At 39.1% G+C, this 22829-nt stretch carries 26 protein-coding genes and 2 pseudogenes; 24 read left to right on the plus strand and 4 right to left on the minus strand.

The features are described from left to right. Positions 1-48: 48 nt before the first annotated feature. From rlmD to AB4X21_RS04880, 5 genes are all read left to right on the plus strand, one after another. Positions 49-1407 carry a 23S rRNA (uracil(1939)-C(5))-methyltransferase RlmD gene (gene rlmD / locus AB4X21_RS04860; protein WP_369088363.1) on the plus strand — a complete coding sequence of 453 codons (1359 nt, stop codon included), beginning with the start codon at positions 49-51 and terminating at the stop codon, positions 1405-1407. A 342-nt stretch (positions 1408-1749) separates the two neighbouring features. Continuing rightward, complete coding sequence (aac(6'), locus tag AB4X21_RS04865; RefSeq protein WP_369088300.1) at positions 1750-2178, plus strand: aminoglycoside 6'-N-acetyltransferase; 429 nt, start codon at positions 1750-1752, stop codon at positions 2176-2178. 120 nt (positions 2179-2298) lie between these two features. Then, entirely contained in the window at positions 2299-3177 is an 879-nt protein-coding gene (locus tag AB4X21_RS04870) for an aminoglycoside phosphotransferase family protein (RefSeq protein WP_369088301.1), read from the plus strand. 131 nt (positions 3178-3308) lie between these two features. Beyond that, entirely contained in the window at positions 3309-4115 is an 807-nt protein-coding gene (locus AB4X21_RS04875) for an alpha/beta fold hydrolase (RefSeq protein WP_369088302.1), read from the plus strand. 11 nt (positions 4116-4126) lie between these two features. Beyond that, positions 4127-4981, plus strand: a complete 855-nt coding sequence (locus AB4X21_RS04880) for an ADP-ribosylglycohydrolase family protein (RefSeq protein ID WP_369088303.1) — start codon at positions 4127-4129, stop codon at positions 4979-4981. Between the two features lie 103 nt (positions 4982-5084). Here the strand turns inward: AB4X21_RS04880 and AB4X21_RS04885 are convergent, their stop codons facing one another. From AB4X21_RS04885 to AB4X21_RS04895, 3 genes are read right to left on the minus strand one after another with little or no spacing between them, the layout of a single operon-like run. Continuing rightward, complete coding sequence (locus AB4X21_RS04885; RefSeq protein ID WP_155171651.1) at positions 5085-5801, minus strand: ABC transporter permease; 717 nt, start codon at positions 5799-5801, stop codon at positions 5085-5087. Further along, positions 5798-6613, minus strand: a complete 816-nt coding sequence (locus AB4X21_RS04890) for an ABC transporter ATP-binding protein (protein WP_155171653.1) — start codon at positions 6611-6613, stop codon at positions 5798-5800. The genes AB4X21_RS04885 and AB4X21_RS04890 overlap by 4 nt, the downstream gene beginning before the upstream one ends. Continuing rightward, positions 6610-7413 (minus strand): MerR family transcriptional regulator, encoded by an 804-nt coding sequence (locus AB4X21_RS04895; protein ID WP_173018859.1) that lies wholly within the window; start codon positions 7411-7413, stop codon positions 6610-6612. Before AB4X21_RS04895 ends, AB4X21_RS04890 begins: the two co-directional genes overlap by 4 nt. A gap of 355 nt (positions 7414-7768) precedes the next feature. On the opposite strand from AB4X21_RS04895, the gene AB4X21_RS04900 reads away from it, so the two are divergent. The 3 genes and pseudogenes from AB4X21_RS04900 (at position 7769) to AB4X21_RS04910 (ending at position 9554) form a co-directional block, all read left to right on the plus strand. Next, on the plus strand, positions 7769-8335 hold the full coding sequence (locus AB4X21_RS04900; RefSeq protein ID WP_369088364.1) for a hypothetical protein: 567 nt from the start codon (positions 7769-7771) through the stop codon (positions 8333-8335). 169 nt (positions 8336-8504) lie between these two features. Continuing rightward, positions 8505-8699, plus strand: a pseudogene (locus AB4X21_RS04905) (hypothetical protein). A gap of 48 nt (positions 8700-8747) precedes the next feature. Continuing rightward, complete coding sequence (locus AB4X21_RS04910; RefSeq protein WP_369088304.1) at positions 8748-9554, plus strand: hypothetical protein; 807 nt, start codon at positions 8748-8750, stop codon at positions 9552-9554. A 30-nt stretch (positions 9555-9584) separates the two neighbouring features. Here the strand turns inward: AB4X21_RS04910 and AB4X21_RS04915 are convergent, their stop codons facing one another. Continuing rightward, a complete protein-coding gene (locus AB4X21_RS04915; protein ID WP_003011613.1) occupies positions 9585-10604 on the minus strand; it encodes a hypothetical protein in 1020 nt (339 codons plus the stop codon). A 119-nt stretch (positions 10605-10723) separates the two neighbouring features. Here AB4X21_RS04915 and AB4X21_RS04920 point away from each other — a divergent pair, with 119 nt between their 5' ends. The 16 genes and pseudogenes from AB4X21_RS04920 (at position 10724) to AB4X21_RS04995 (ending at position 22723) form a co-directional block, all read left to right on the plus strand. Then, positions 10724-11230, plus strand: coding sequence for a YfbM family protein (locus tag AB4X21_RS04920; RefSeq protein ID WP_118094899.1), 507 nt, complete (start codon positions 10724-10726; stop codon positions 11228-11230). Positions 11231-11261: 31 nt separating this feature from the next. Then, the gene (locus AB4X21_RS04925) at positions 11262-12113 is read left to right on the plus strand and encodes a CbrC family protein (protein ID WP_369088305.1); all 852 of its coding nucleotides are present in this window, start codon (positions 11262-11264) and stop codon (positions 12111-12113) included. Between the two features lie 18 nt (positions 12114-12131). After that, the gene (locus tag AB4X21_RS04930) at positions 12132-12605 is read left to right on the plus strand and encodes a hypothetical protein (RefSeq protein WP_369088306.1); all 474 of its coding nucleotides are present in this window, start codon (positions 12132-12134) and stop codon (positions 12603-12605) included. Positions 12606-12632: 27 nt separating this feature from the next. Continuing rightward, positions 12633-13187: a hypothetical protein gene (locus AB4X21_RS04935; protein ID WP_070674179.1), complete on the plus strand. Its 555-nt coding sequence runs from the start codon at positions 12633-12635 to the stop codon at positions 13185-13187. 95 nt (positions 13188-13282) lie between these two features. Further along, on the plus strand, positions 13283-13681 hold the full coding sequence (locus AB4X21_RS04940; RefSeq protein WP_369088365.1) for a hypothetical protein: 399 nt from the start codon (positions 13283-13285) through the stop codon (positions 13679-13681). A 62-nt stretch (positions 13682-13743) separates the two neighbouring features. Then, complete coding sequence (locus AB4X21_RS04945; RefSeq protein ID WP_369088307.1) at positions 13744-14130, plus strand: hypothetical protein; 387 nt, start codon at positions 13744-13746, stop codon at positions 14128-14130. 15 nt (positions 14131-14145) lie between these two features. Then, entirely contained in the window at positions 14146-14589 is a 444-nt protein-coding gene (locus AB4X21_RS04950; protein ID WP_369088308.1) for a GNAT family N-acetyltransferase, read from the plus strand. A gap of 185 nt (positions 14590-14774) precedes the next feature. Beyond that, positions 14775-15794, plus strand: a complete 1020-nt coding sequence (locus tag AB4X21_RS04955; protein ID WP_369088309.1) for a DNA/RNA non-specific endonuclease — start codon at positions 14775-14777, stop codon at positions 15792-15794. A gap of 201 nt (positions 15795-15995) precedes the next feature. Continuing rightward, positions 15996-17747: a glycoside hydrolase family 13 protein gene (locus tag AB4X21_RS04960; RefSeq protein ID WP_369088310.1), complete on the plus strand. Its 1752-nt coding sequence runs from the start codon at positions 15996-15998 to the stop codon at positions 17745-17747. 84 nt (positions 17748-17831) lie between these two features. After that, complete coding sequence (locus AB4X21_RS04965; RefSeq protein WP_369088311.1) at positions 17832-18371, plus strand: RDD family protein; 540 nt, start codon at positions 17832-17834, stop codon at positions 18369-18371. 60 nt (positions 18372-18431) lie between these two features. After that, on the plus strand, positions 18432-18875 hold the full coding sequence (locus tag AB4X21_RS04970; RefSeq protein WP_369088312.1) for an 8-oxo-dGTP diphosphatase: 444 nt from the start codon (positions 18432-18434) through the stop codon (positions 18873-18875). Positions 18876-19094: 219 nt separating this feature from the next. Continuing rightward, positions 19095-19955, plus strand: a complete 861-nt coding sequence (locus AB4X21_RS04975) for a MerR family transcriptional regulator (protein ID WP_369088313.1) — start codon at positions 19095-19097, stop codon at positions 19953-19955. Positions 19956-20106: 151 nt separating this feature from the next. Continuing rightward, on the plus strand, positions 20107-20418 hold the full coding sequence (locus AB4X21_RS04980) for a hypothetical protein (RefSeq protein WP_155171687.1): 312 nt from the start codon (positions 20107-20109) through the stop codon (positions 20416-20418). 181 nt (positions 20419-20599) lie between these two features. Further along, positions 20600-21487 carry a DUF4300 family protein gene (locus tag AB4X21_RS04985; protein WP_369088314.1) on the plus strand — a complete coding sequence of 296 codons (888 nt, stop codon included), beginning with the start codon at positions 20600-20602 and terminating at the stop codon, positions 21485-21487. A gap of 3 nt (positions 21488-21490) precedes the next feature. Beyond that, positions 21491-21895, plus strand: a pseudogene (locus tag AB4X21_RS04990) (hypothetical protein). Positions 21896-22051: 156 nt separating this feature from the next. Next, the gene (locus AB4X21_RS04995; protein ID WP_369088315.1) at positions 22052-22723 is read left to right on the plus strand and encodes an ankyrin repeat domain-containing protein; all 672 of its coding nucleotides are present in this window, start codon (positions 22052-22054) and stop codon (positions 22721-22723) included. Positions 22724-22829: the final 106 nt, after the last annotated feature.

The raw sequence follows: 22829 nt of genomic DNA on the forward strand, positions 1-22829 counted from the left end.
AGGAGTTTTGGACTCCGTCCCTTTTAATTTGTAGAAAGATAGAAAATGATGTTAAAGAAAAATGAAATTGTAACGGTTGAGATTGTCGATTTGACCCACGAAGGAGCAGGAGTGGCTAAGGTCGATGGCCTGGTCTTTTTTGTGGAGAATGCCCTGCCAGGAGAAGTCATTCGCATGCGCGTGCTCAAGGTCAATAAGAAGATCGGCTATGGAAAAGTTGAAGAGTATATAGAGAAATCCCCTCATCGTAATGAAGAGCTAGACCTGGCTTACTTGCGAAGCGGCATTGCTGACTTGGGTCACCTAGATTATCGGGAGCAGCTGAAATTCAAGGCCAAGCAGGTCAAGGATAGCCTCTACAAGATGGCAGGAATCTCTGATATCGAAGTACCCCTGACCTTGGGGATGGACCACCCTGTCCAGTATCGCAACAAGGCTCAGGTACCTGTCCGTCGTGTCAATGGTCAGGTAGAGACAGGCTTCTTTCGCAAGAACTCTCATGATTTGATGCCGATTGAAGACTTTTATATCCAAGATCCAGTCATTGACCAAGTAGTCTTGGCTCTTAGAGATTTGATTCGTCGGTTTGACCTCAAGCCTTATGATGAAAAGGAACAATCTGGCTTGATTCGCAATCTCGTCGTTCGTCGTGGCCACCATTCTGGAGAAATTATGGTCATTTTGGTGACAACTCGTCCCAAGGTGTTCCGTGTGGACCAGTTGATCGAGCAGTTAATCAAGCAATTCCCAGCCATCAAATCCGTTATGCAAAATATCAACGACCAGAATACCAATGCCATTTTTGGAAAAGAATGGCGTACGCTTTATGGTCAAGACTATATTACCGATCAAATGTTGGGCAATAGCTTCCAAATCTCTGGCCCGGCTTTTTACCAGGTCAATACAGAAATGGCTGAGAAGCTCTATCAGACAGCCATTGATTTTGCAGGGCTAAGAGAAGAGGATGTAGTCATTGATGCCTACTCCGGAATTGGGACCATTGGCTTGTCAGTTGCCAAGCATGTCAAGGAAGTCTATGGGGTAGAGGTTATCCCTGAAGCCGTGGAGAATAGCCGGAAGAATGCTAGTTTAAACGGCATCACCAATGCCTACTATGTCTGCGATACAGCTGAAAATGCCATGAAGAATTGGCTCAAGGAAGGCATCCAGCCTACTGCTATCCTAGTCGACCCACCACGCAAGGGCTTGACCGAAAGCTTTATCAAAGCAAGTGCCCAAACAGGCACTGACCGCATCGCCTATATCTCCTGTAACGTCGCCACCATGGCGCGTGATATCAAACTCTACCAAGAGTTGGGCTATGAATTGAAGAAAGTCCAACCGGTGGATCTTTTTCCGCAGACGCATCATGTGGAGTGTGTGAGCTTGTTGGTAAAACGCAGTTAATCCTCAAAAGGTTCACTGAACCTTTTGAGTCCCGCAAACGCACCATGTTGAGGCGGTATGACTACTTGTACGAGCTAGATAGTAGCGAAGTAGAAGTAGATGATCTGCCCATGGGACAAGGTGAGACCGAAGGTCGAGAAGGTGCCCTGGAGTATAGCTGTCGTAGAGTAAGGAGTTTACGACGAAATGATACGGTAAGTCCGAACCGCTGAGTGTGTGACTCTACTCTTCCGATCTGAGACAGCGAAAAGTAGAAGGGTATGGTATTGGTATCAATCAATGAGTAACAAAGTAACAGCATGATTCGAAACATTTGCTTGTAATTTGCGGAGGAACATCAATATGGATGGAATAACAAAAGATTCTATAAAAACGGCTGAACTAATGAAACAATTATGGCCCCAATTGACCGATAAAGAAGCTATTGATGAAGTAAAAAAATATACGAATGGCAAAAATACTGCAATCTTTACAGAAGTTAAAGGTGACACAATTGTAGGGTTAGCACTATGTTCACTCAGATTTGATTATGTTGAAGGTTGTAAATATAGTCCTGTTGGATTCTTAGAAGGGATTATTGTCGACGAGGAATATCGTTTAAAGGATATTGCTAAAAATCTCTGTGCAAAATGTGAGGAATGGGCGAAAAATAAAGGATGTAAGGAATTTGCAAGTGACTGTACTTTAACTAATACGGACTCTATAAGATTTCATCTCAATATTGGATTTCAGGAGGCAAATAGAATTATTCATTTTAAGAAGAAATTATAATTTCAGAACGTGGTCAAAATTTATGTATCTTTAGGAAGTGTAAAAGAATGGACGGACTACGAATTACTTTTCATTAGTTAAGAATATAGTAATGTTGTAAAGTTAATCGAGGAGTTATTGGTGGATTTTAGTAGTAAGATAGCCATAAATAAAGGCTGGTCAGATGATAAAAAATATTGTGTGACAGATCAAAAACAGCAAAAATATTTCTTGCGTGTTTCTGATAAGGAGAAGTTAGATTCTAAAAGATTTGAATTTGATATGATGGAAAAAGTAGCTTCTCTTGGAGTTCCGATGTGTAAACCGATTAGCATAGAACTCTGCGATGACGAAGTACATTCTTTACACGAATGGATAGACGGGAAAGATGCTCGAGAAACCATTTTAACTATTTCGAAAGAACAACAATATACTTATGGAGTAGAAGCGGGAAGAATCCTTCAAAAAATTCATTCACTCCCTGTTACAGAAGTTCGTGAAGATTGGGAGGTCTTTTATAATCGAAAAATTGATGACAAAATCAAAAAATACAAAGAATGTCCCGTTCAATACGAAAATGGTCAGATTTTTATTGATTATTTAAATGCAAATCGAGAATTGTTAAAAGATAGACCTCAGGTTTTCCAACATGGAGATTATCATATCGGGAATTTCATGATTGGTGAAGATTGTAAAATTTATATCATTGACTTTGATCGATTTGATATCGGAGATCCTTGGGAGGAATTCAATCGTATTGTATGGTCTGCTCAAGTCTCTCCCTTTTTTGCATCTGGTATGATAGATGGATATTTTGATGGTAAGGTTCCAGAATTATTTTGGAAACTTCTTGCCATCTATATTCTAAATAACATAGTTGGTGCTCTGTCATGGGCTGTACCATACGGAGCTGAAGAAATAGTAGTAATGCAACATCAAGCTAAGGAAATTTTAGAATGGTATGATGATATGAAGCAAATCATTCCTAGTTGGTACTTGAACAAGAAGAAGACTGAATAATGTAAACGTTGGAATATCAATTTGGGAAAATATGCCACAATTATTTGCTCAAATTCAAACTCATCTAACTATTTTTATTACAAATGATTTTTATCACTACAGGTTGGAGTGGTACTGTAAGGAGTTTAAACATGAAATTCCATGAATTTGGTGATAAGAATTTGCCTCCTATCTTACTGATACATGGCGGTGGCAGTTCTTGGTGGAATTATCTTCGTCAAGCACGGATCTTATCAAAAGACTACCGTGTTATTCTACCCACGCTGAATGGGCACGGTGAAGAATATCAACTCGATTATGTTTCTACGGAAGATTCTGCTTTGGAGATCCTAGACTATGTCAAAGCAAACTGTGGTGGGAAGTTGTTTGCGATTGGTGGTGTTTCACTTGGAGGTCAAATTGCCATGGAGCTTTTGTCATTAGACAGCGAGATAGCTGAGAAGACCACCATAGATGGAAGTCTCTGTATTCCACAACCAAGGTTAGCTAAAATCAGCATCTTTCTAGTAGTTCTATTTGGTAAACTGATGTTCAGTAAATTCTCTTGCAAACTTCAATTAAGCATAATGAACAAACTCTATCCTAACCTGGCTTATCCAGAGGAGATAAAAGCTTATTATTTGGAGGATCTGCCAAGGACACCTATCAAAACATTGGTGAGCATTTACAGAACCTATATGGGGCGTTACAAGCTGAAGGACACAATTTCTGCAAGCAAGGCGCAGGTTCTCTATATCTATGGTGGAAAAGAATTGAACTGTGTGAAAGCATCGGCAAAATTATTTCAGCAGCTACATCCAAATACGATCCTGTATGAAGCAAAGGGCTATAACCACGGCTATTTATCAGCTTATCTACCTCAAGAGTGGGTTGATTTGGTGGTACCATTTTTAAAGAGCGATCCATTGGAAATGTGTGATGAATCTGATATATCATAAGGAGGAATCTGATGCTAGGAGCAATAGTTGGAGACATTGTAGGTTCTGTTTATGAATGGGACAACATTAAAACGAAAGACTTTCCATTATTTCGTGAGGATTGTTTTTTCACTGATGATATGGTTATGACTTGTGCTGTTGCAGAAGCCATTATGAATGGCGGTCAGAAGGATGACTTTATTGACGCCATGAAAAAATATGGTAGGATGTATCCCGATGCAGGTTACGGTGCAAGATTTGGGAATTGGGTTGATGGCGACGATCGAGAACCTTATAATAGCTTTGGCAATGGCTCAGCCATGCGTGTTTCTCCATGTGCCTGGACCATGGATTGTAGTTTCTGTGCACGAACGGGAGCCTGGCCGTCCAGAATAGCTCTTGCACGACTTTCTGCAGAGGTGACTCATAACCATCCAGAGGGGGTCAAAGGGGCTATGGCGACGTCTGATGCTATCTTTATGTGTCGTTATTACTTTGGAGGTTACAGTGGCGACTATGGAAAACCGATCAACGATAATCCTACAGAGTGTAAGAGACTCATCAAGGAACACATAGAACAAGAGTATGGATATAATCTTTCTCAAACACTAGATGAAATTCGTCCTACTTATCGTTTTAATGAAACTTGCCAGAATACGGTACCTCAGGCCATCATTGCCTTTCTTGAAAGTACAGATTTTGAAGATGCTATTCGAAATGCGATTTCTCTTGGTGGGGATAGTGATACTCTTGCTGCTATCACAGGAAGTATCGCCGAAGCAGCTTATGGAATCCCTGATTGGATAAAGGACAAGGCCTATACCTATCTAGATGAGCCTTTAAAAGATGTGCTTAGCCGATGGGAGCAAGAAGTTTCAATAACATAACAGAGATTAGTAAAAACAACCAAAAACACTAAAGCGACGGGATAAGTAACAATCTCGTCGCTTTTGCTTAAAAGTTAATGTTGCCATGGATTTATTCAGGCACCTAGTTAGATTTTTGCTGATTCAAGAGGAGGATACAAGTCATTACTGAGATACAGGATACAAGAATCAGATACCAAAGGTTTTCAAGACCAAAACCATAATCGACCATCAATCGGAATCCCCAAGAAGCGGGGGAAAGACGCCCTATTGCTTGGAGAAAATCAGGCAGTAAGGTGATGGGAAACATGATTCCTGAGAGCATAATTGATGGTAAAAAGATAAGTTGTGCTATCATGGTCAGCTTTGCTTGATTATTAACAGTAAGGCCCAGTATACTTCCGATACTCAACGATACAAAAATGTAGATGGCAAGCGCGAGAAAGAATAAGGGAAATTGACTTGGTAGATTTGCTTTAAATAAAATTGGAGCAAGTAGTAGGATCACCATGCAGGTAATCATTAAATGAAGAAAGGCAGAGAGAACCATTGTCACCAATCCTAAATGAATAGGCACACCATTTGCTTTATAAATCTTTTTTATGTCGCTTCCGTATGTTTCAATCAAGGAAGGCGGTAAGCCGAGAAAGGCCCCCATGGAAACACTCATGACAATCATTGACTGTATGAGTGTGCTTTCCATATCAGGTATAACGGAAGTAAAAATACCACCCATGAGAAGAAAGAAAATAAGCGGTACAACATAGTAAGTAACCAGGAGAGACTTACTTCGTATGTCCAATTTCCACTGTAATGCTAGGCTATATAAAAAACCATTCATTCCGATCCCCTCCTTGCCATTTCGATGAAATGCTGCTCCAGTGTGCCACGATCCACCTTAATATCCAGTATTTGGATATGTTTCTGTTTGCATTCTTCCAATAATGAAATCAAAGTGTCCTCGATCGTATCTGTTTCAAAAGATTTCTCTCCGTCCTGGGTCTTTAAATGGATGAAATAGTTTCTTCCCAACCTGTCTGTCAGTTCTGAAGGAGTACCACAAAAGACAATCTTTCCACTATTCAAAATAGCAATGCGGTCACATAAGGTTTCAACTTCGGCCATATCGTGGCTTGCCAAAACAATTGTCTTGCCCTGTGATTTGAGCTTTCGGATTTGTTCATGGAGGGATAGTCTTCCTTCAACATCAAGTCCCGCTGTCGGTTCATCGAGAAAAATAATATCCGGATTACTGATAAGTGCAAGAGCGAGATGTAGTCTTCTTTTTTGTCCCGTGGATAATTGCAGGTATTGTAACTTCTCAATTTTTTTTATTTCCAGAGCTTTAAGCATATCATCATCAATTTTTGTATGATTCCATTTTGCAAAGAGCTTTATCGCTTCCATGGGTTTGATATGGGCGGGCAAAGAAGATGACTGCAGTTGAATTCCCATTTTGCCGTTTACAACAATAGTGCCTCCATCATATTTTCTCAGTCCTTCGATACATTCAAGTGTTGTTGTTTTCCCAGCTCCGTTCACTCCGAGCAGAGCAAAGATTTCTCCTTGTTTGATTTGAAAATCGAGACCTCTAAGAACCATATTGCTACCATAACTTTTCTTTAATCCAGAAACCTCTATTGCGTCTTTCATGGTTCTACCTCCTCAAGGGGATTGGTTCCAAGCCTTGAAAAATAGACTTGTAAAGCAGGTCCTAAATAATCATTGACGATTTTTTGTTTTTCTTCCCAAGCGTTTGTAGCGATGCCAATATTCCCAACCTCCATCAACTTCGGAAGCATGCTCATATCACCATTTGTAAACTCCATAATCAAGCTCCAGTATTCTTGCACAACCTGTTGGCTTTGTTCGCTTTCAGCTGGTACATTTTCTTTTTGAAGCTCCACGATTTGATCACTTAGGTGGTTCAACCTGTCCATAAAGTCTTGTCCACTTTTCTTGTCAAATCGACTGCGTATCTGGTCGAGCGTATCATCATCAAAGCGCTTAATGAGAGAGTAGGAGTCATTCTTCATCTGTAGATTGACAATAATGTCTGCATACTTCTTAAAATTGACCGTCTGTATTTGTAAAACTTCTGCCTTTAACTGCTCTATTGCGACTAAAGAATCCTTAAGTTGTTCAATATTTTTACGAAGAATATCTGCTTGCTCTGTAAGAGCATTGGCAACATCATCAGGTGTTTTCAAAGAGATCAAACGCCCCTTTATATCCTTGAGAGAAAAGCCTAATGATTTTAATGATAGAATCTGATGGAGTAGCACTATATCTTTATCGGTATAAAGCCTGCGACCTCCCTCACTTTCTGCCGATGGGGAAAGTAGCCCCTCTTTATCGTAATATTGTAGAGTACGGATGGTAATGCCCATTTTCTTAGCAAGTTCCCCCACTGTCATAAATCCTTCCGGAATTGCTCTATATTTAGCCATCATTACCCACCTCCTCATACCTATTATACATCGTTACGTAAGGTCATGAACAAGGATTTTTAATAAAATTTAAACTGTAAATCTTTTAGCATTAATGAAGAATCTCATAAAAAATATAGACTTGATGAATTGGTGAGCTTGTTTTCTATTTCAAAAGGTTATTTGGTCCAATAATAAATATCTGATATGTGAGTGGAAACGTGTTATAATTGAGGATGAGACAAGAGGAGGTAAGCTGGTGAAATTTTTAGCAATCAATCCTATTTAGTAAAAATAATGCTTGAATCTCTATCCTCACGTGTTGAGTATATTAGTTTGCTAAAAACTATCTTCTATCTAAATATTGAAAGGATTAATGATGTATCTATTAGAATTTTACCAAAACAATTATTCAAAAGATTTAGTCGTGTTTGATTCTTTAGAAGAGGGAAGAGCCTTTGTAGCGCAAATCCCGGGATATACTTTAGAAAAAGAAGATAGTTTTGATGTGGAGTATTTTAATCCAAAAAATCTACCGGATTATATGGAGATTGTCTTCAATGGAAATATTGTCCCTTTATCTAGATTTTCGTTTAATTCTGAGGAAAATGTGGACATTATTTGGAAAGAAATTTCGAATATATCCGTTAAAAACGATAAAATGATCGAAGGAGCTACAAAAGTAGATGCATATGTCGTGAATAACGATGAAGTGAAAGCCTATGTCGAAGCACGAGAAGCAAACTTCCGCAAGGCAAAAGCATTCCTAGAAAACAAAGGGTATGAAGTTGACAGAAGCTTTTTCGGAAGTGAAGACGGCGAAGCGATTCTCTACAGAAAACGCGACACCGAAGATTGGCACTTCCTATGTCACTTAGACCCAATGTTTGTAGAGATTGAAGATGTCGAAGAATATGTGAAAGAAGCGATGGAAGATATTCAATAGTCAAACAAAGTTCTTTGTGAGTGTATGCCACTGCTTGAGTAGACGGATTGAGCAGTAAAGAGAAACATCTAGCACTATCTAGCTTCTTAAGGAGAAATATCTATCATGAAAATGGAAATCGGGAAAACCTATCTTGTAAAATAAGATTATCGCATTAATTCCTCAAGATATGATTAAGCGGATTCCATTTTTTGTTAGAAAACATGCCATTACACGTACTGTTAAGAGAGTATCGCTCGAGTATCCGGAGTTGTATGCTGTAGCTGAACAAGAAGGCTAACTTCCTGAAAAGGAAGCTCAAGAATTGCGACAAATTCTTACAGATATTTTCCAAGAGAAAATGAACAAGCATAAGATTAAATAAGCTTTGAGATTTATCAATAAGATGTCAATTGAGAATTAGGAGTTGAGAATGGCAATTGATGGCGTTAAAATCATTGACAGTGATCAAGGGTATGACATTTACAATGAGGTAGTTGGTCGCTATAGAGATGGTGATCATGTAGCCAATATTATCAAGGATATCCTCGATGCGGAGAAAGATTACTGTCAAACAGACTTTTTTACAGAAATTTATTGGACTGCTCTTGCCTACTCACTGTGGAAGATTGGTCACCTGACAGACGATATCAGAGATAAAACCTTGGAGCTTATCAAAAAAGGGGCTGATCCATTTTGGTTGGAAATAGATTCAAAGGCTTTGAAGCAAAGGCAAAAGGTCTTGGATAAACTTGCTATCCAGTTGCAAACTGAAAATCCTAGACCTCTAAAGGTCACTAAAGCCAAGACTAAACGTAAACCTTATTTTGAAGAAGGAGATCTCCTTACTGTTAAATTCCAAGATGAGTATGGTCTTGTCTTTGTATCTATGGTTGAGCAGAGTCCTAGAAAGCTTGAGTATCATTTGGCTTGCACACGCCTCTTACAAACAAAAAAGCCCTCCATCGATGATTTTTTGACTAGTCAAATCTCCTGTAAGATGGACAATACAAAGTTTGCTCTCGTTACAGATTGCTGGTTCAATCACAAAGATTTAGGGCAATTATTAGAAAATATTGAAAAAATTGGACAGGTGAAACTTAAACCTTTTAGAATTTGGATGTTAGCACCTGCCCAAAATTTAGAAGATATTTATGAAGAAATCACTAGAGATAAAGGTTCCTCTGGCCTTCGATTCATCGAAACCTATAAACTTGTCGACGATATTTTTCCAGTTTAATGCTTATGTGATAAAGGGGGAAATGGTGAATCATTCCCACATGCTATGCTGGGCTCTGACTCCATAGCTATCAATCGAACCATCTGAATTGAACTTGGATTCAATCCGGTATCTTTTCCAGAGGTCGTAATCTGCTGTTTGGATAGTTAGGATAAAGTTGGTATCTTTATCAGAGACGTTATAATCAGCTGGATTGACTTCAAAGATATCGATTAATTTTCGTGTTTGAAAATCTTGGAGCTTGAGATTTGCTAGCTTGACATGATTGATGAAAATTTTTTCTAGTTGCTTGCTATCCTTAGGTGTTCTGTAATAGGTGATGACGCAGTTTTTAAGTTGATCAGTATCTTTTCCTGTAGGAGTAAGGCTCATAAAGCCAAAGGACTGATTATCCCGCTTGACTTCTAGAAGCTGACCGTAGTAGAAGTGGTCGTTCTTGGGATTGGTGATGGAGCTCTCTGCGCCTTTATCTCCAAAGGTGAAGCCTTGGTCTAAAAGCTCGGAAACCTTAGTCTCCCCGACAATGACAGTAGTATCTTGAATGGTTACTGGAACTGGTTGAGCTGGAAGACCACTCATCATCATGCAGAACATAAAAACATAACTTGTTAAAAAAGCTGTCCCGATAACAGCGTTGGTTGATGCATAGACATGACTGTTATGAAAGTTTTTGCTTATAGCCAGTACAACAAATTTACCAATACTTTTTAAAACCGTACTAACAAGTACGATGAAAAATTGTTTTTTCAAACATTCATAAATGGCTTGAGGAAAGCTATTACTATGATAGTAGAGGACAGCCAATACGAGTAGATTTACGATTAAATAGATCAGTAAGAACCAATGAATCTCTTTAAGGGCATTAGCATCAGTGATTTCTTCATAGTCAACGTGAATTCTACCTTGAACAGCATGGCCAAGTTTGTAAATCCATTTGGGAATGTCTTTGCCTTTTTTAACCGCAACTACAAGTCTGATATAGAGGTAGATAGTAAAGGATAAGGATAGAAAGAAAAGAGCATAAAAACCCAAAACAATACTAGTGAACATTACTATTTCCCTTTATTTAACATTCAATAAAACAATTTCTTAGCTCCATTATAGCATTTTCTATAGAAATAGAGCTAGAAATATCAGTATTATCCTACAAGATTCAAAGGAGAAAAATCATGGGAATGATTGCCAATTATCAATATTTACCAGACAATGAATTAGAACAAATAAAAGCTCTTTCTAACCAAGAAGATGACTTGTTAGACTTTGCTGAGGACTCCGCTGACACTCATGATATCATAATAGATATCGACAAAATGTGGGATGCTCTTCTCTTTGTCATGACAGGATTTAGTAGTTCAGAATTTTTGGATGACAACCCCTTGAGAGAAGCTGTTTTAGGGGTGACTCCTCTAGAAGATGTATCTGAATATATCGCCTATACTGAAAAATCGAGAATTGCGGCTATTAGTCAAGCTTTAGAAGAATTTGATATGGACAAGGCCTTGAAAGACTTTAGTATGGAAGCATGCAAGAAAGCCGACTTGTATCCTGATATTTGGGATTATCTTGAGGAAGAGGAAGAAATCAAGGATGATATTTTAACCTGTTTTGTCAAAATGAAAGACTTTTACAAGGAAATCTTAAACCACAAGGGGAATGTCTTAGTGACTATTTGTTAAGGTTTTTATATTCCATTAGAAAGGTAGTCCCATGAATCCATTTCTAGAAAAGTATATTGCTTTAAAAAAGCAATACCTGGAACAAGATGGAAATTCTTCCAATGTTGCGGCACTCTATGATTTGGCTGATGAATTAGCTAAGTCTGAAGATTTAGAAGCTAAAAAAGTCTTAGTTGACCTATATGACCAATTGGGTCTCTACACTAGTGCCTATAGCTTATTTACCGAAATCTTAGATAAACCAGACCGAAAACAATTAAAGAAACTGAGCCGTTTACAAGAAATGAGTCAGAGTCATGGCGATCGTTTTGCCCTTCCTCGTCCTCTAAAAAAAGAGGAGAAGAAGTATAGGCAGAAGCTATTACAGTCTTTGCCGCATTTTATCTATCATCCAGATCTGTTGGCTACAGGTTCATTTGTTGAAGGAGAAGCCAAGGTTTGTCCATCTTGTGGGAAAGAAAGCAATGTTTATTATGCTCTTAGACCCTACAGTATTGAAGAGATAGAACATCTCTGCCCAACTTGCATTGCAAACGGTCAAGCAGCAAAAAAATTCGATGCAGAATTTATCCAAGATGCCGAGTGGCAGGGTGAATTGGATCCAGAAAAGAATCAGCTGCTTTTTTGTCAGACCCCAGGCTACTCTAGTTGGCAGGGAGAATATTGGCTTTCTTGTTGCCAAGATTATTGTGCTTACCAGGGTACAGTTGGAACTCGAGAATTGAAGGATATGGGAATCGCTGAGCAAGTCTTGGCAGACTATGAAGCGCGTGAAGAATATAAAGATGTAGAAGATTACTTGGTTAAAGAGGGGCCTATCTGTGGTTATTTGTTTAGATGTCTCCATTGTCAAAAATACCAGATCTGGGTTGATGCAGATTAAATCGGAATGTGATTCGCTATGAAAATTAAAGAGAAGACTATGGAAGAACTAGAATTATTCGAAGCCGCCTCCAAAGATTTATGTGATACTATACAGGGATTTAAAGACAATCTATCTATTCAATTTCCCCTATTAGATAGTGATAACTGGCAGTATGATAAGGGATCGATAAAAGTTTGTAAAGCTGATGAGTTAGGATTCAAAAAAAGATGTAGGGTCGGAATTAGTTACAACTTGAAAGTCTCCCTATTAAACGAAGATGCCGAGCAAATCTGGTTACTGTTTAAAGACTGGTTCAATACTAGCAGATTGAGTCAAGTTGAAAGAAATCCTAATAATGAGGATTTGGGAAGATATGTCTTCTCAGCAAGTTCCCCTCTAGGTGATCAGGTAGATTGTTCCATTTATTTGCCTAATGAGTGGAATATCCCTCAGATTAGCTTTTCAGGCTATCTAACAGCTCGTTATAGGGCTTGTGATCTTGATAAATAGCAAGAATAAGATGGAGGTTTTTTAGAGATGAGAAAGATTAATTGGGACAAGATAAAGACTCGCTTAGATGCCTTGCTAGTCATTGACGAATATCTGACAGATCCGAGTGAGGATTGGCTCAGACTCGTGATTAAGACTGAGGAAGACTATGGAGTCCGCTATCTTATTGATAATGGATCTGGTGATTCTTTAGATGTGATTTTGACTGATAAAATGATCCTTATAAAAGGCTTTGATCATGAAAGTAGTTTAAGCCAGTTTGGTGCTGACGAGTGGAATCAAGATATCATCGATAGTTTTTATAAAGGACTGGATGAAAAGTATGTCTCACTTTATTCAGAAGAACAAAAAGATGAAACAACCTTCTTTATCTGGTATGACGGTCACGCGCATCAACAGACTTACCAAGATCAGGATGGCGGAGAATGGTTGCTATCTTACCTCTTTGATAGCTTTGAGAGATTTCATGAGTTTGTGACTGACTATTATGAAATTACCGTAGATGAAGCCTTGTTAAGTAAACTATACAATCATGGATATCTTTCAGAAGTAGAATTGGAGCAACTAATTCATAATTCCTAGATTAGATAAAAAATCAGGCTTATTCTTATTTGGATAGGCTCTTAAAGCGATGGGATAAGTACATCTCAGTAAACTAATATGTACAGTGAGAAAGGATTTCCCTATGGGATTTTTCGATAGATTTAAAAAGAGAAAAAGTTATAGAGGTTATCACAAATATTTTAAAAGATATTCACTTAAAAAATTATGAAGATATAAAGAATTATGTTGACGAATCTGAGATTGACGATTTAAATGAATTCTTTGGATATGTTGAAAAAACACTTGAATTAAATGATTTTGACACGATTGATGAATATGGAGTGGCATGTAATTTCCATCCACCTTATGAGTATTCTCAATTGGAGATTTATGATTATTATGACCATTCTGGGTTTGCCGTTGACTATGAGATGACTTCTAATTCAGAATTAGTGGATATGACCCTTCAATTAGAATTTTTATATACCAAAGATGGCTATAAGGTGAGATTTCTTAATATTGATTCAGATTAGTAAGGACCCCCAAGTTAAAATCGAATAAGCTAATTATTTTTTTAATTTCCCTACCCTTTCTGATGGTCATTGTTTTCTATTCTCTTAGTGATCATCCTGGATATAGTGATGATGGGAATTTCGTCAGAAATCATGAGGCTGCTATTAAGAGTGAGATCATTACACAGTTAGCCCAGGAAAAGCAGGGCATAGAGTCTGTTACCTTATTGCCAAATACTGCTAGGGGCGAGTATGATAATGGTGGTGATGTGAGTGGACATTACCATATCTATTTTACAGCCTACGTCAATCATAATCGTGAGCGAACGATAAACATAGAACTATTCTTCCCCGATGCCAGCATTCCCCCATTTACCTTGTTTCCTCCCAACCCTTATAAAGACAAGGGAAAAAAGATGTCCAATTGGTTGATGGGGAATATTGAAGTATCGGAAGAAACCTCTAAATAGAAATAAGAACAAGTAATGATGAATAGAATAGTAGACGAACAGATCACTCTTATTCCCTATTATAGGAATGATGCCATCTCCCTTCTTTGGTATCAAGATAGTGAGGTTTGCAAACAAGTGGATAATACCGATCAGATTTACGATCTAACAAAACTTCATAAAATGTATGATTACCTAACTTCACATGGTTCTTGCTATTATATTCAATATGAGGGAGTGTTAGTTGGAGATGTGACTCTTCAAGATAATTCAGAGCTTTCTATAGTGATCAGCAAAGAGTATCAGAATTTACAGATTGGAAGACGATGTATTTCTGAAATGATACAACTGGCCAAAGAGAAAGAAATGGTACAGGTCTCTGCTCAAATTTATCCTTTTAATACTCAAAGTCAAAGAATGTTTTTGGCTTTGGGATTTCAGAAAGTAGATGAAGAGTGGTATGAATATAAGTTGTTTTAGAATAGCTGTGTATTATTTTATGTATTAAAATAATAGTCCTTATTTTAAATACTAAAGAATATTAAAGTAAAAATAAACTCATTAAAAAATCTAATTGACATAGGAGAAGAAATTGCCTATCTTCTATGTTTGTAACCGCTTTTTATGCTATAATATCACTAGATAGAAATGTGGGAGTTTCAATCATGGTTACAAAAAGGTTTTTGAAAAATGTTATTGTTGCGATGGTCTCGGTATTTATATCCTTGGCTTTTGTTCAAGGGGCTCAAGCCCAGCAAACTGGACTTGATTACCAGAGTCTTCATCTACTGCCTTTTAATGGCAGTAAGCAGCTTGTACTGGGGGATTTTGATCATTTAGGTCGTGCGACCTCAGCCCATATTCAGCTTCAGGACAAGGATGAGCCAAAGAAAAAAAGAGAACCACATCTCAACTATAATCCGGTTGGCTGGCACAATTATAAGATTGCTTATGGAAATAAAGGAAAGAAGGCCTGGTTGTTCCACAGAGGGCATTTGATTGGTTATCAATTTAGTGGACTGACCAATGAAGGGAAAAATCTGGTTCCTTTAACTGCCTGGACCAATACGGGGAATTATAAAGGGACAGCGGATAGTAATGTGGAGGGCATGCTCTACTACGAGAAACGGCTCGATAGCTGGCTGGCTACCCACCCCAATTATTGGCTGGATTATAAGGTGACGCCTGTCTACACGGGGGATGAATTGATTCCTCGGCAGGTGACCTTGCAATATGTAGGAATTGATCGAGATGGCAACCTTCTACCAATCAATTTAAGTAGCCCCAAAGAGTCGGTAGATGCTTATGGGATCACCACCGTTACCTTGGATAATTATTCCAAGAATGCGACCATTGACTATCTGAAGGGAACCGCCAAACCATCCTTAGTGCCGACGGAACCAAGTAGTCAACCACAACCAGCCAGTCCTTCTGTAGAGACGAAACCAAGTCAAGTACCACAACCGAGTCAGCCAGCAGTGCCTGCACAGCCAGTTCAACCTGTAGAGCCTTCACAGCCAACTCGTCAACTGGCTCCAGTTGTTTATGTGGCCAGAAATGGAAGTGCTGATGTTTATTGGTACTCTTTGGACAGTATGCCTCGCAATACCAATTTTTCTAAGGTGGTTCAGATGTCAGAAGAGCAAGCGCTCAGTCTTGGGAAGCGGCATACAAGTAAGGAATGAGGGTCAGTCATTTAGATGATGAGAAAGCCCAATCGCTGGGCTTTTTGTGTTGCATTACAATCTTAAAAAGTGAGTAGTCTAAAATTATCTCACAAGATATTGCAAACGTTTTTATAAAGTAGTATACTGGAATGAGTTTTGTGTAATCGTTTGCATAAATTGGTAAATGATGAAAGGAAAGGAAAGTAGGAGACGAGACAGATGGAATTAACAGCGATTTTCCACCGGCCTGAATCGGAGTACGCCTATCTTTATAAGGATGGCCAGCTCCATATTCGCATCCGGACCAAGAAAGAGGATATCAAACGAATTGTCTTGCACTATGGGGATCCTTTTATTTTTATAGAGGATCTATATGAGGCAACCAAGGAAATGGACAAGGTGACGACCGACGACCTCTTTGATTATTGGCAAGTGTCGGTATCTGTTGGCCATGCCCGGATCCAGTACCTCTTTGAATTAGAGGACACAGCGGGAGAGAAGATCTTGTACGGAGATAGAGGTGTGGCAGCCTACAACAAGGAGAACCTGGACTTCGTCATGAACGGCTTTAAGCTTCCTTTTATCCATGAGATTGATGGTTGTGCTGTTCCAGATTGGGTGGCTCAGACAGTTTGGTATCAGATCTTCCCTGAGCGCTTCGCTAATGGGAATCCAGCCATTTCCCCAGAAGGTGTCCGTCCTTGGGATGCGTCTATTGCCCCTACAATGTTGGATTTCTTTGGTGGAGATTTGCAGGGAATCATCGATCACTTGGACTACTTGCAGGATCTAGGAATTACAGGGCTCTACCTTTGCCCGATTTTTGAATCGCCGAGCAACCACAAGTATGATACCATTGATTATTTTGAAATTGATCGACATTTTGGAGATAAGGAAACCTTCCGCCAGCTGGTGAAAGAGGCTCACGCGCGTGGGATGAAGATCATGCTGGATGCCGTCTTCAACCATATTGGCTATGATTCCCCCCAATGGCAGGATGTGGTCAAACACGGGGAGGATTCGATTTACAAGGACTGGTTCCATATCAAAGAGTTCCCTGTCTCCTCAGAAAATCTGTGGAATAGTCGCGAATTGTCTTACCATGCTTTTGCCTTTGCGGGCTATATGCCTAAGCTCAATACGGCTAATCCAGAGGTGAAGGCCTATCTCTTGAAGGTGGCGACATACTGGATTGAAGAGTTTGATATTGATGCTTGGCGACTGGACGTGGCCAATGAAATCGATCATCAATTCTGGCGAGATTTCCGTAAGGCGGTCTTGGCCAAGAAGCCAGACCTCTATATCCTCGGGGAAATCTGGCATTCGTCCCAACCATGGCTCAATGGTGATGAGTTCCATGCGGTGATGAACTACCCCCTCTCTGAAAGTATCAAGGATTATTTCCTGCGTGGGCATAAGGAGACGCAATGCTTCATTTGGGAGATCAATAGCCAGTCTATGTACTACAGGCAGCAGATCTCTGAAGTGATGTTCAACCTCTTGGACTCGCATGATACAGAGCGCATCTTGACGACGGCAAAAGGGGATCTCCAGTCCGTCAAGTCTGCCCTCGCCTTCCTCTATCTGCAACGGGGAACGCCATGTATCTATTATGGAACGGAGCTAGCTCTCATCGGTGGCCCAGACCCGGATTGCCGCCGTGTCATGCCTTGGGAGCGCGTGTCTGCGGACAATGACATGCTGAATTTTATGAAGGACTTGATCCAGCTACGAAAAGAAGTGGCAGGAATAATCCAGCATGGCAAGGTTAGCTTGGAAGAAGTTGAGCCAGATGTAGTAGCAGTAGAATGGCAGCATGAAGGCAACCTTCTCAAAGCCTACTTTAACCACTCTAAGAAAGACTTTGTCTTAGAAAGAGGACAAGCAGATCTGATCAGTCTGGGGAGCGTCTCTGGTGAACAATTAACCATCCAACCAAATGGATTTGTTATTTATAGGGAAGAGCAGTAAGAAAGAAGCCTGGAATCGAGAGATTGAAGGCTTCTTTTTATAAATGGTTGGTTTATGGTTGTCAGTATAGTATAATAGTAGCAAATGATAAAGGAGGAGACGGTGATGAAGATGTTAGCAATCAATCCTATTCCGTTTAAAAAAAGAATAAAGGAATTTCTATTCGATTATCTTTTCATTTTAGCTTACTTAGTTCTTCTGTTTTTAGGTTCGATGCTTATTTACATCATCTTTTTTAATGGCGTCCCAGAGTTTACAGAAGTTCAGTCGCAGTGGCTTGTATTTTTCACCTCTGTTTTGCCAATCACGCTCCTGTTCACATTCTTGGATTATAAAAATGATGGCAGTTTTGGGAAGGTAAAAGCGGGACTTGAATTGGTCTACCAGAAAAAAACAGTGCAAGCTAGCTTAATCAGAAACACCATTAAATTTTTACCTTGGCAACTCGGTCATATGGGCACGATTCATGGCTTCTATAGTGATTTTGATGGGTTATCCATTATCCTTTCTATTTCGGCGACTCTACTTGCAGTTTCCTTACTAGCAATGACGATGTTTCGGAAAGATAAGAAGCATCTAGGTGACCTGCTAGCCTATACGCAAGTGCAACTAAAAGTAGAATAGGGTACAGATTGTTTATCCTATCCTTAAAGAAAAAGACAAACATAGTTAGGAAGTATCTGTATGAATGAGACCGTTGAGTTTACAAATCTTTGTATGGTAAGAGACGGCGATAGAGTTCTTGTTATGGATCGTAAAAAAGAGGACTGGTCAGGCATAACCTTTCCTGGAGGTCATGTCGAAGCGGGAGAATCATTTACGGAAGCAGTAATCCGTGAAGTGAAGGAAGAAACTGGCTTAAGGATCGCATCTCCCCAGATGTGTGGAATGAAAGATTGGGTAGAAGACGGCATTCGTTATGTAGTTCTCTTTTATAAGACAGAAAAGTTTGAAGGAGACTTAATATCCTCTGAAGAGGGGGAAGTCTGGTGGGAGGACCTGAAAGAATTGCCAAATCTAGACCTCTCCTTAGATATGGAAGATATGATTCGTATTTTTCTTGAAGAAGACCTGTCTGAATTTTTCTACTACCAAGATGGAGAAGACTGGAAGTACGATTTAAAATAAATTCGAATATTGATTCTTCTAATAATTAACTTGATAACTTTTTTTAGCAGTTAACCATTGGTTGGCTGTTTTTCTTTTTTAATGACTGATTTATTCGTGGAACCTTGTTATAATAGGAGATGAAAGTGATTTGAATAATGATCGTCTTCTGTTTATAAGGTAAAGGTTGACATGCCCCTTGGGGACAGGAGTATCATATAGTAAAGGGGGTGCAAGATCATGTTAAGAAATGATATTCAAAGAATAACAGGTTTAACTCGAAAAGCACTAGAATACTATGAAGAAAAAGGTTTTATTCATCCTCGGAGGCTAGAAAATGGGTATAGGGAATATTCGGAAAAGGATGCAGAGATTCTGAATAAGATTGCCTTGTTTAAAAAATTAGGGCTAACCATAACAGAAATAAAGGACTGTCTGAAGTCAGATGGGGCTACTGCATCTAGTATTCTCAGAAGAAAAGAGCAAGAACTAGAAAGTGATGAGAAACGGAAAGTAGTGTTCGATCTCTATATTAAAGGTGCAGACACGGATCTGATCAATGAAAAACTTGCGGTCATCGAAGCTGAGGATTCCATTTATAAGAGACTCGAAAGAGCATTTCCAGGATACTTATGTCAATGCTTATTTGCTGCCTATCAACCTTTTTTACAAGAGCCTTTGTCAAAAGATGGAGAAGAGGCATTTGAGAAGTATATTCAATATTTAGATAGCCTTTCAACCTTTGAATTAAGCAGAGAAGAACAGGATTATATTGATGAACTCAGTTCTAGTTTTAATATGCAGACCCTAAAAGACGTTAATGAAGCCAAGATAGCCGCGGTAGAAAATTATGAAAAGTGGCATAATGAAAATAAGGAAACGATTTCTATTTATGATAGCTATTTGAACAGTGATGATTACAAAACAAGTCCAATGAAACACATTCAAGATCAACTGAAAACATTTTTGGTCGACCATCACTACTATGAACTTGCTATTCCGCTGATTAGACAATTTAGTAAGAGTTACGATCATTATTATAAAAAACTAACGGAGGCAAGTGACTTTTACTTAAAACAGAGAGGAGATGCTCCACAATAAATTGGAGATCGATAAACTTCATAAAATTTAACGACTAAAATATAGAGTAAGGGATGACTTTTCCCTGCTCTATTTCCCGAAATCCTTTAGTTGTACTTTCCTCTACATAGGTGTATAATGTGTCCTTAGATAAACAAATGAGGAGTTTACTATGGAATTAAAAGATTTTACAGAAAAAGAACAAGAACAAATCAAGCAAGGTTTGAGCACAGCTGAGATTTCTGATAAAGAAGCGGCGAAGAAGTTGCTTGCTCTTGTACCGCAAGAATGGATCAAACGCATTCCATTCTTTGTCAGAGGGCATGCGACGACCAAGACAGTTGAGCGTGTAGCTAAGCAATACCCTGAACTTTATGCCGTGGCGAAACGTCAAGGAGACCTTCCTGAAAAAGAAGGAGAAGAGCTCCGCATGATTATGACAGCCATCTTTGAAGAAAAGATGAACAAACACAAGATTAAATAAGATTCATTATCATTGAAGAGCTGGACAGTTTGCCAGCTCTTTTTTGCTACTTATAAACTTTTCTCATTTTGTAAAAAATAGTTGGAGCAAATCCAGTTTTAAACTATAATATAGGAGAAGGATTATCGATATGAAAAATTTATAGTACAAACATTTTAATCAATAGAGAAGGAACCATTTTATGAAACCATCTAAAAAAATCATGCTCCTTACTAGCTGTGCTTTGGCAATCTTTGCTTTAGCGGCTTGTGGTAGCAACCAAAAGCAATCCAAGGAAAAGCAGCAAAGTTCCACTGTGCAGAAATCTAGTTCAGATAAGGAGCGCTACAAGGGAACTTATAGCAACCTCAACAGCAAGGCAAGTGTCGAAGAAGTGCGGAGTCTTTTGTCTGCTTATTTGGATAAGGACAGTGTAGACAAGTTTTTGGGTCTAGTAACGGATTACGATAGCATTGTTGGCTCGGTCGGCTTGACGGGTGACTTCAGAAAGTTTAAGAAAACAGACTACAATGTTGGGAAGATCAGTGACTTGTGGACCAAGAAAAAAGGTGATTTCGTCGGGACCAACTGCCGGATCAATAGCTATACTCTTCTGAAGAACCGCATCGAGATTCCTAAGATGAAAGCGGATAGTGAACTCTTGTTCGTGGACAATGATGCCATTGACAAAGGAAAAGTTTTCGATGAGGCAGACAAGGAAGCTTTTAACATTCTGTATTCACGGGTTCCGACAGAAGCAACAACGGATGTCAAGGTCCATGCCAAGAAGATGGAAGAGTATTTTTCTCACTTCAAGTTCAATGAAAATGCGCGCATGCTTTCTGTTATCGTTCATGATAACCTAGATGGAAATACCCTTTTTGTCGGCCACGTCGGTGTCTTGGTTCCTGCCAAGGATGGCTATCTCTTTGTCGAAAAGCTAACCTTCGAAGAGCCCTATCAAGCTATCAAGTTTGCGACCAAAGAAGATGTCTACAAATACTTGGAGACCAAGTACCAAGACTACACAGGCGAAGGTCTGGCTAAGCCCTTTATCATGGACAATGAAAAATGGGTTGAGATGAAGTAGAGGATGAAAGACAGCGTGTTAGAATTTAGAAAGATAATGGAGTATGCTCCGATTCTATATGTGCTCATTTTCACTGTTCTCCTTTTCCTGAGAAGAAGGGCAATCGTGAAACGTAAGTGAGGTCCCTTCTTTTCCCCTTTCCATATTAGCTATGGAATCTTCTATATCCATGTCGCTCTGTGTTTCAGTCGGCGAATGATCCCACTGAAAGAAATCAAGCAAATCACCTATGCAATTTTTCGTGGACGATCTGGTGGTGGGGCTCGCTATGCTTTTTATATCGAGCTTAGAAATGGAAAGACTATTCCCTTCTTTTTTGGAAAAAGCAAGCGGAATGAAGAGCTAGTGGAGAAACTCAAACGAAATGCAGGTAAGTATGGGTTTAAGGTAGATAGCACTGGAAGTTAATTGAAAGAATAGAAAAAGGAATCATTCTATTTACCCTTTAGGACTTTAATGTAGAGTCCATAAAATGGTATAATCAGTTTAACGAAGAACCTAGAGATAGGATCAAAGTATCAACACAGTGTCATTCTTATCAATTATGGGAAAGGGGGAAAGACCATGCAAAAAACCTTTCAGTTGTTGCGAAGAGGAGATCTAGAGGGAGTCCGTCAGATATTGGATAAAAAGCCTGAAGAAGTCAATGCTGTTTCGGGTGACAAACCTAAAAGAGATCAGGGACAGTCGCTCCTTCAAGTTGCTATCAAATCGGGACATTTAGATATTGCAGACTTACTCATTGATAGAGGGGCAGATCTTAACTTTATCGAAGAGCCGACAGAGCTGAATCCATTTTGTCAACCGGTCCTCCAAACAGCGGGTGGACGAGCTGTATTTGACTGCCGGCGCATGATCAAACGTTGGAATGGCCAATATGAGATGTATTCGTCTAAGGAAAAGGCTGACCAGTCTTTCAAGGTTTTTGAGAAAATGTTGGAACTTGGGGCCGATATTTCTCAGAAAGACAGCCATGGTGGGACTTTGTTACAAACTATTTTAATTGAAACCAAGGAAGTTCTGCCATCTTATTATTGGAAAACAAAAGAAACAAGCGATAATGTCCTCATAACGGATGAATTACGACATGATTTAAATCGTATTTATGATCTATTAATTCGTTACGGTGTGACTGCGGACGAAATAGCGGTCTATCAGAAGATTCCTCTCAAAGAACTTTACCAAGACAGTCCGACCATGGAGTTTTTAAATCGGTTAGATCAAGGCAGATCTTGATAAGCATTTGAACTACTAGTTTAAAGAGCCTCGGGGCTCTTTTAATTTGTTCTTGATAGAGTTAGAAGCAGTAGGAAAATGTTAGACCGGATTTTCTAAAAAAATG

The organism is Streptococcus sp. CP1998 (assembly GCF_041026655.1).
Taxonomy (GTDB): Bacteria; Bacillota; Bacilli; order Lactobacillales; family Streptococcaceae; genus Streptococcus; species Streptococcus dentalis.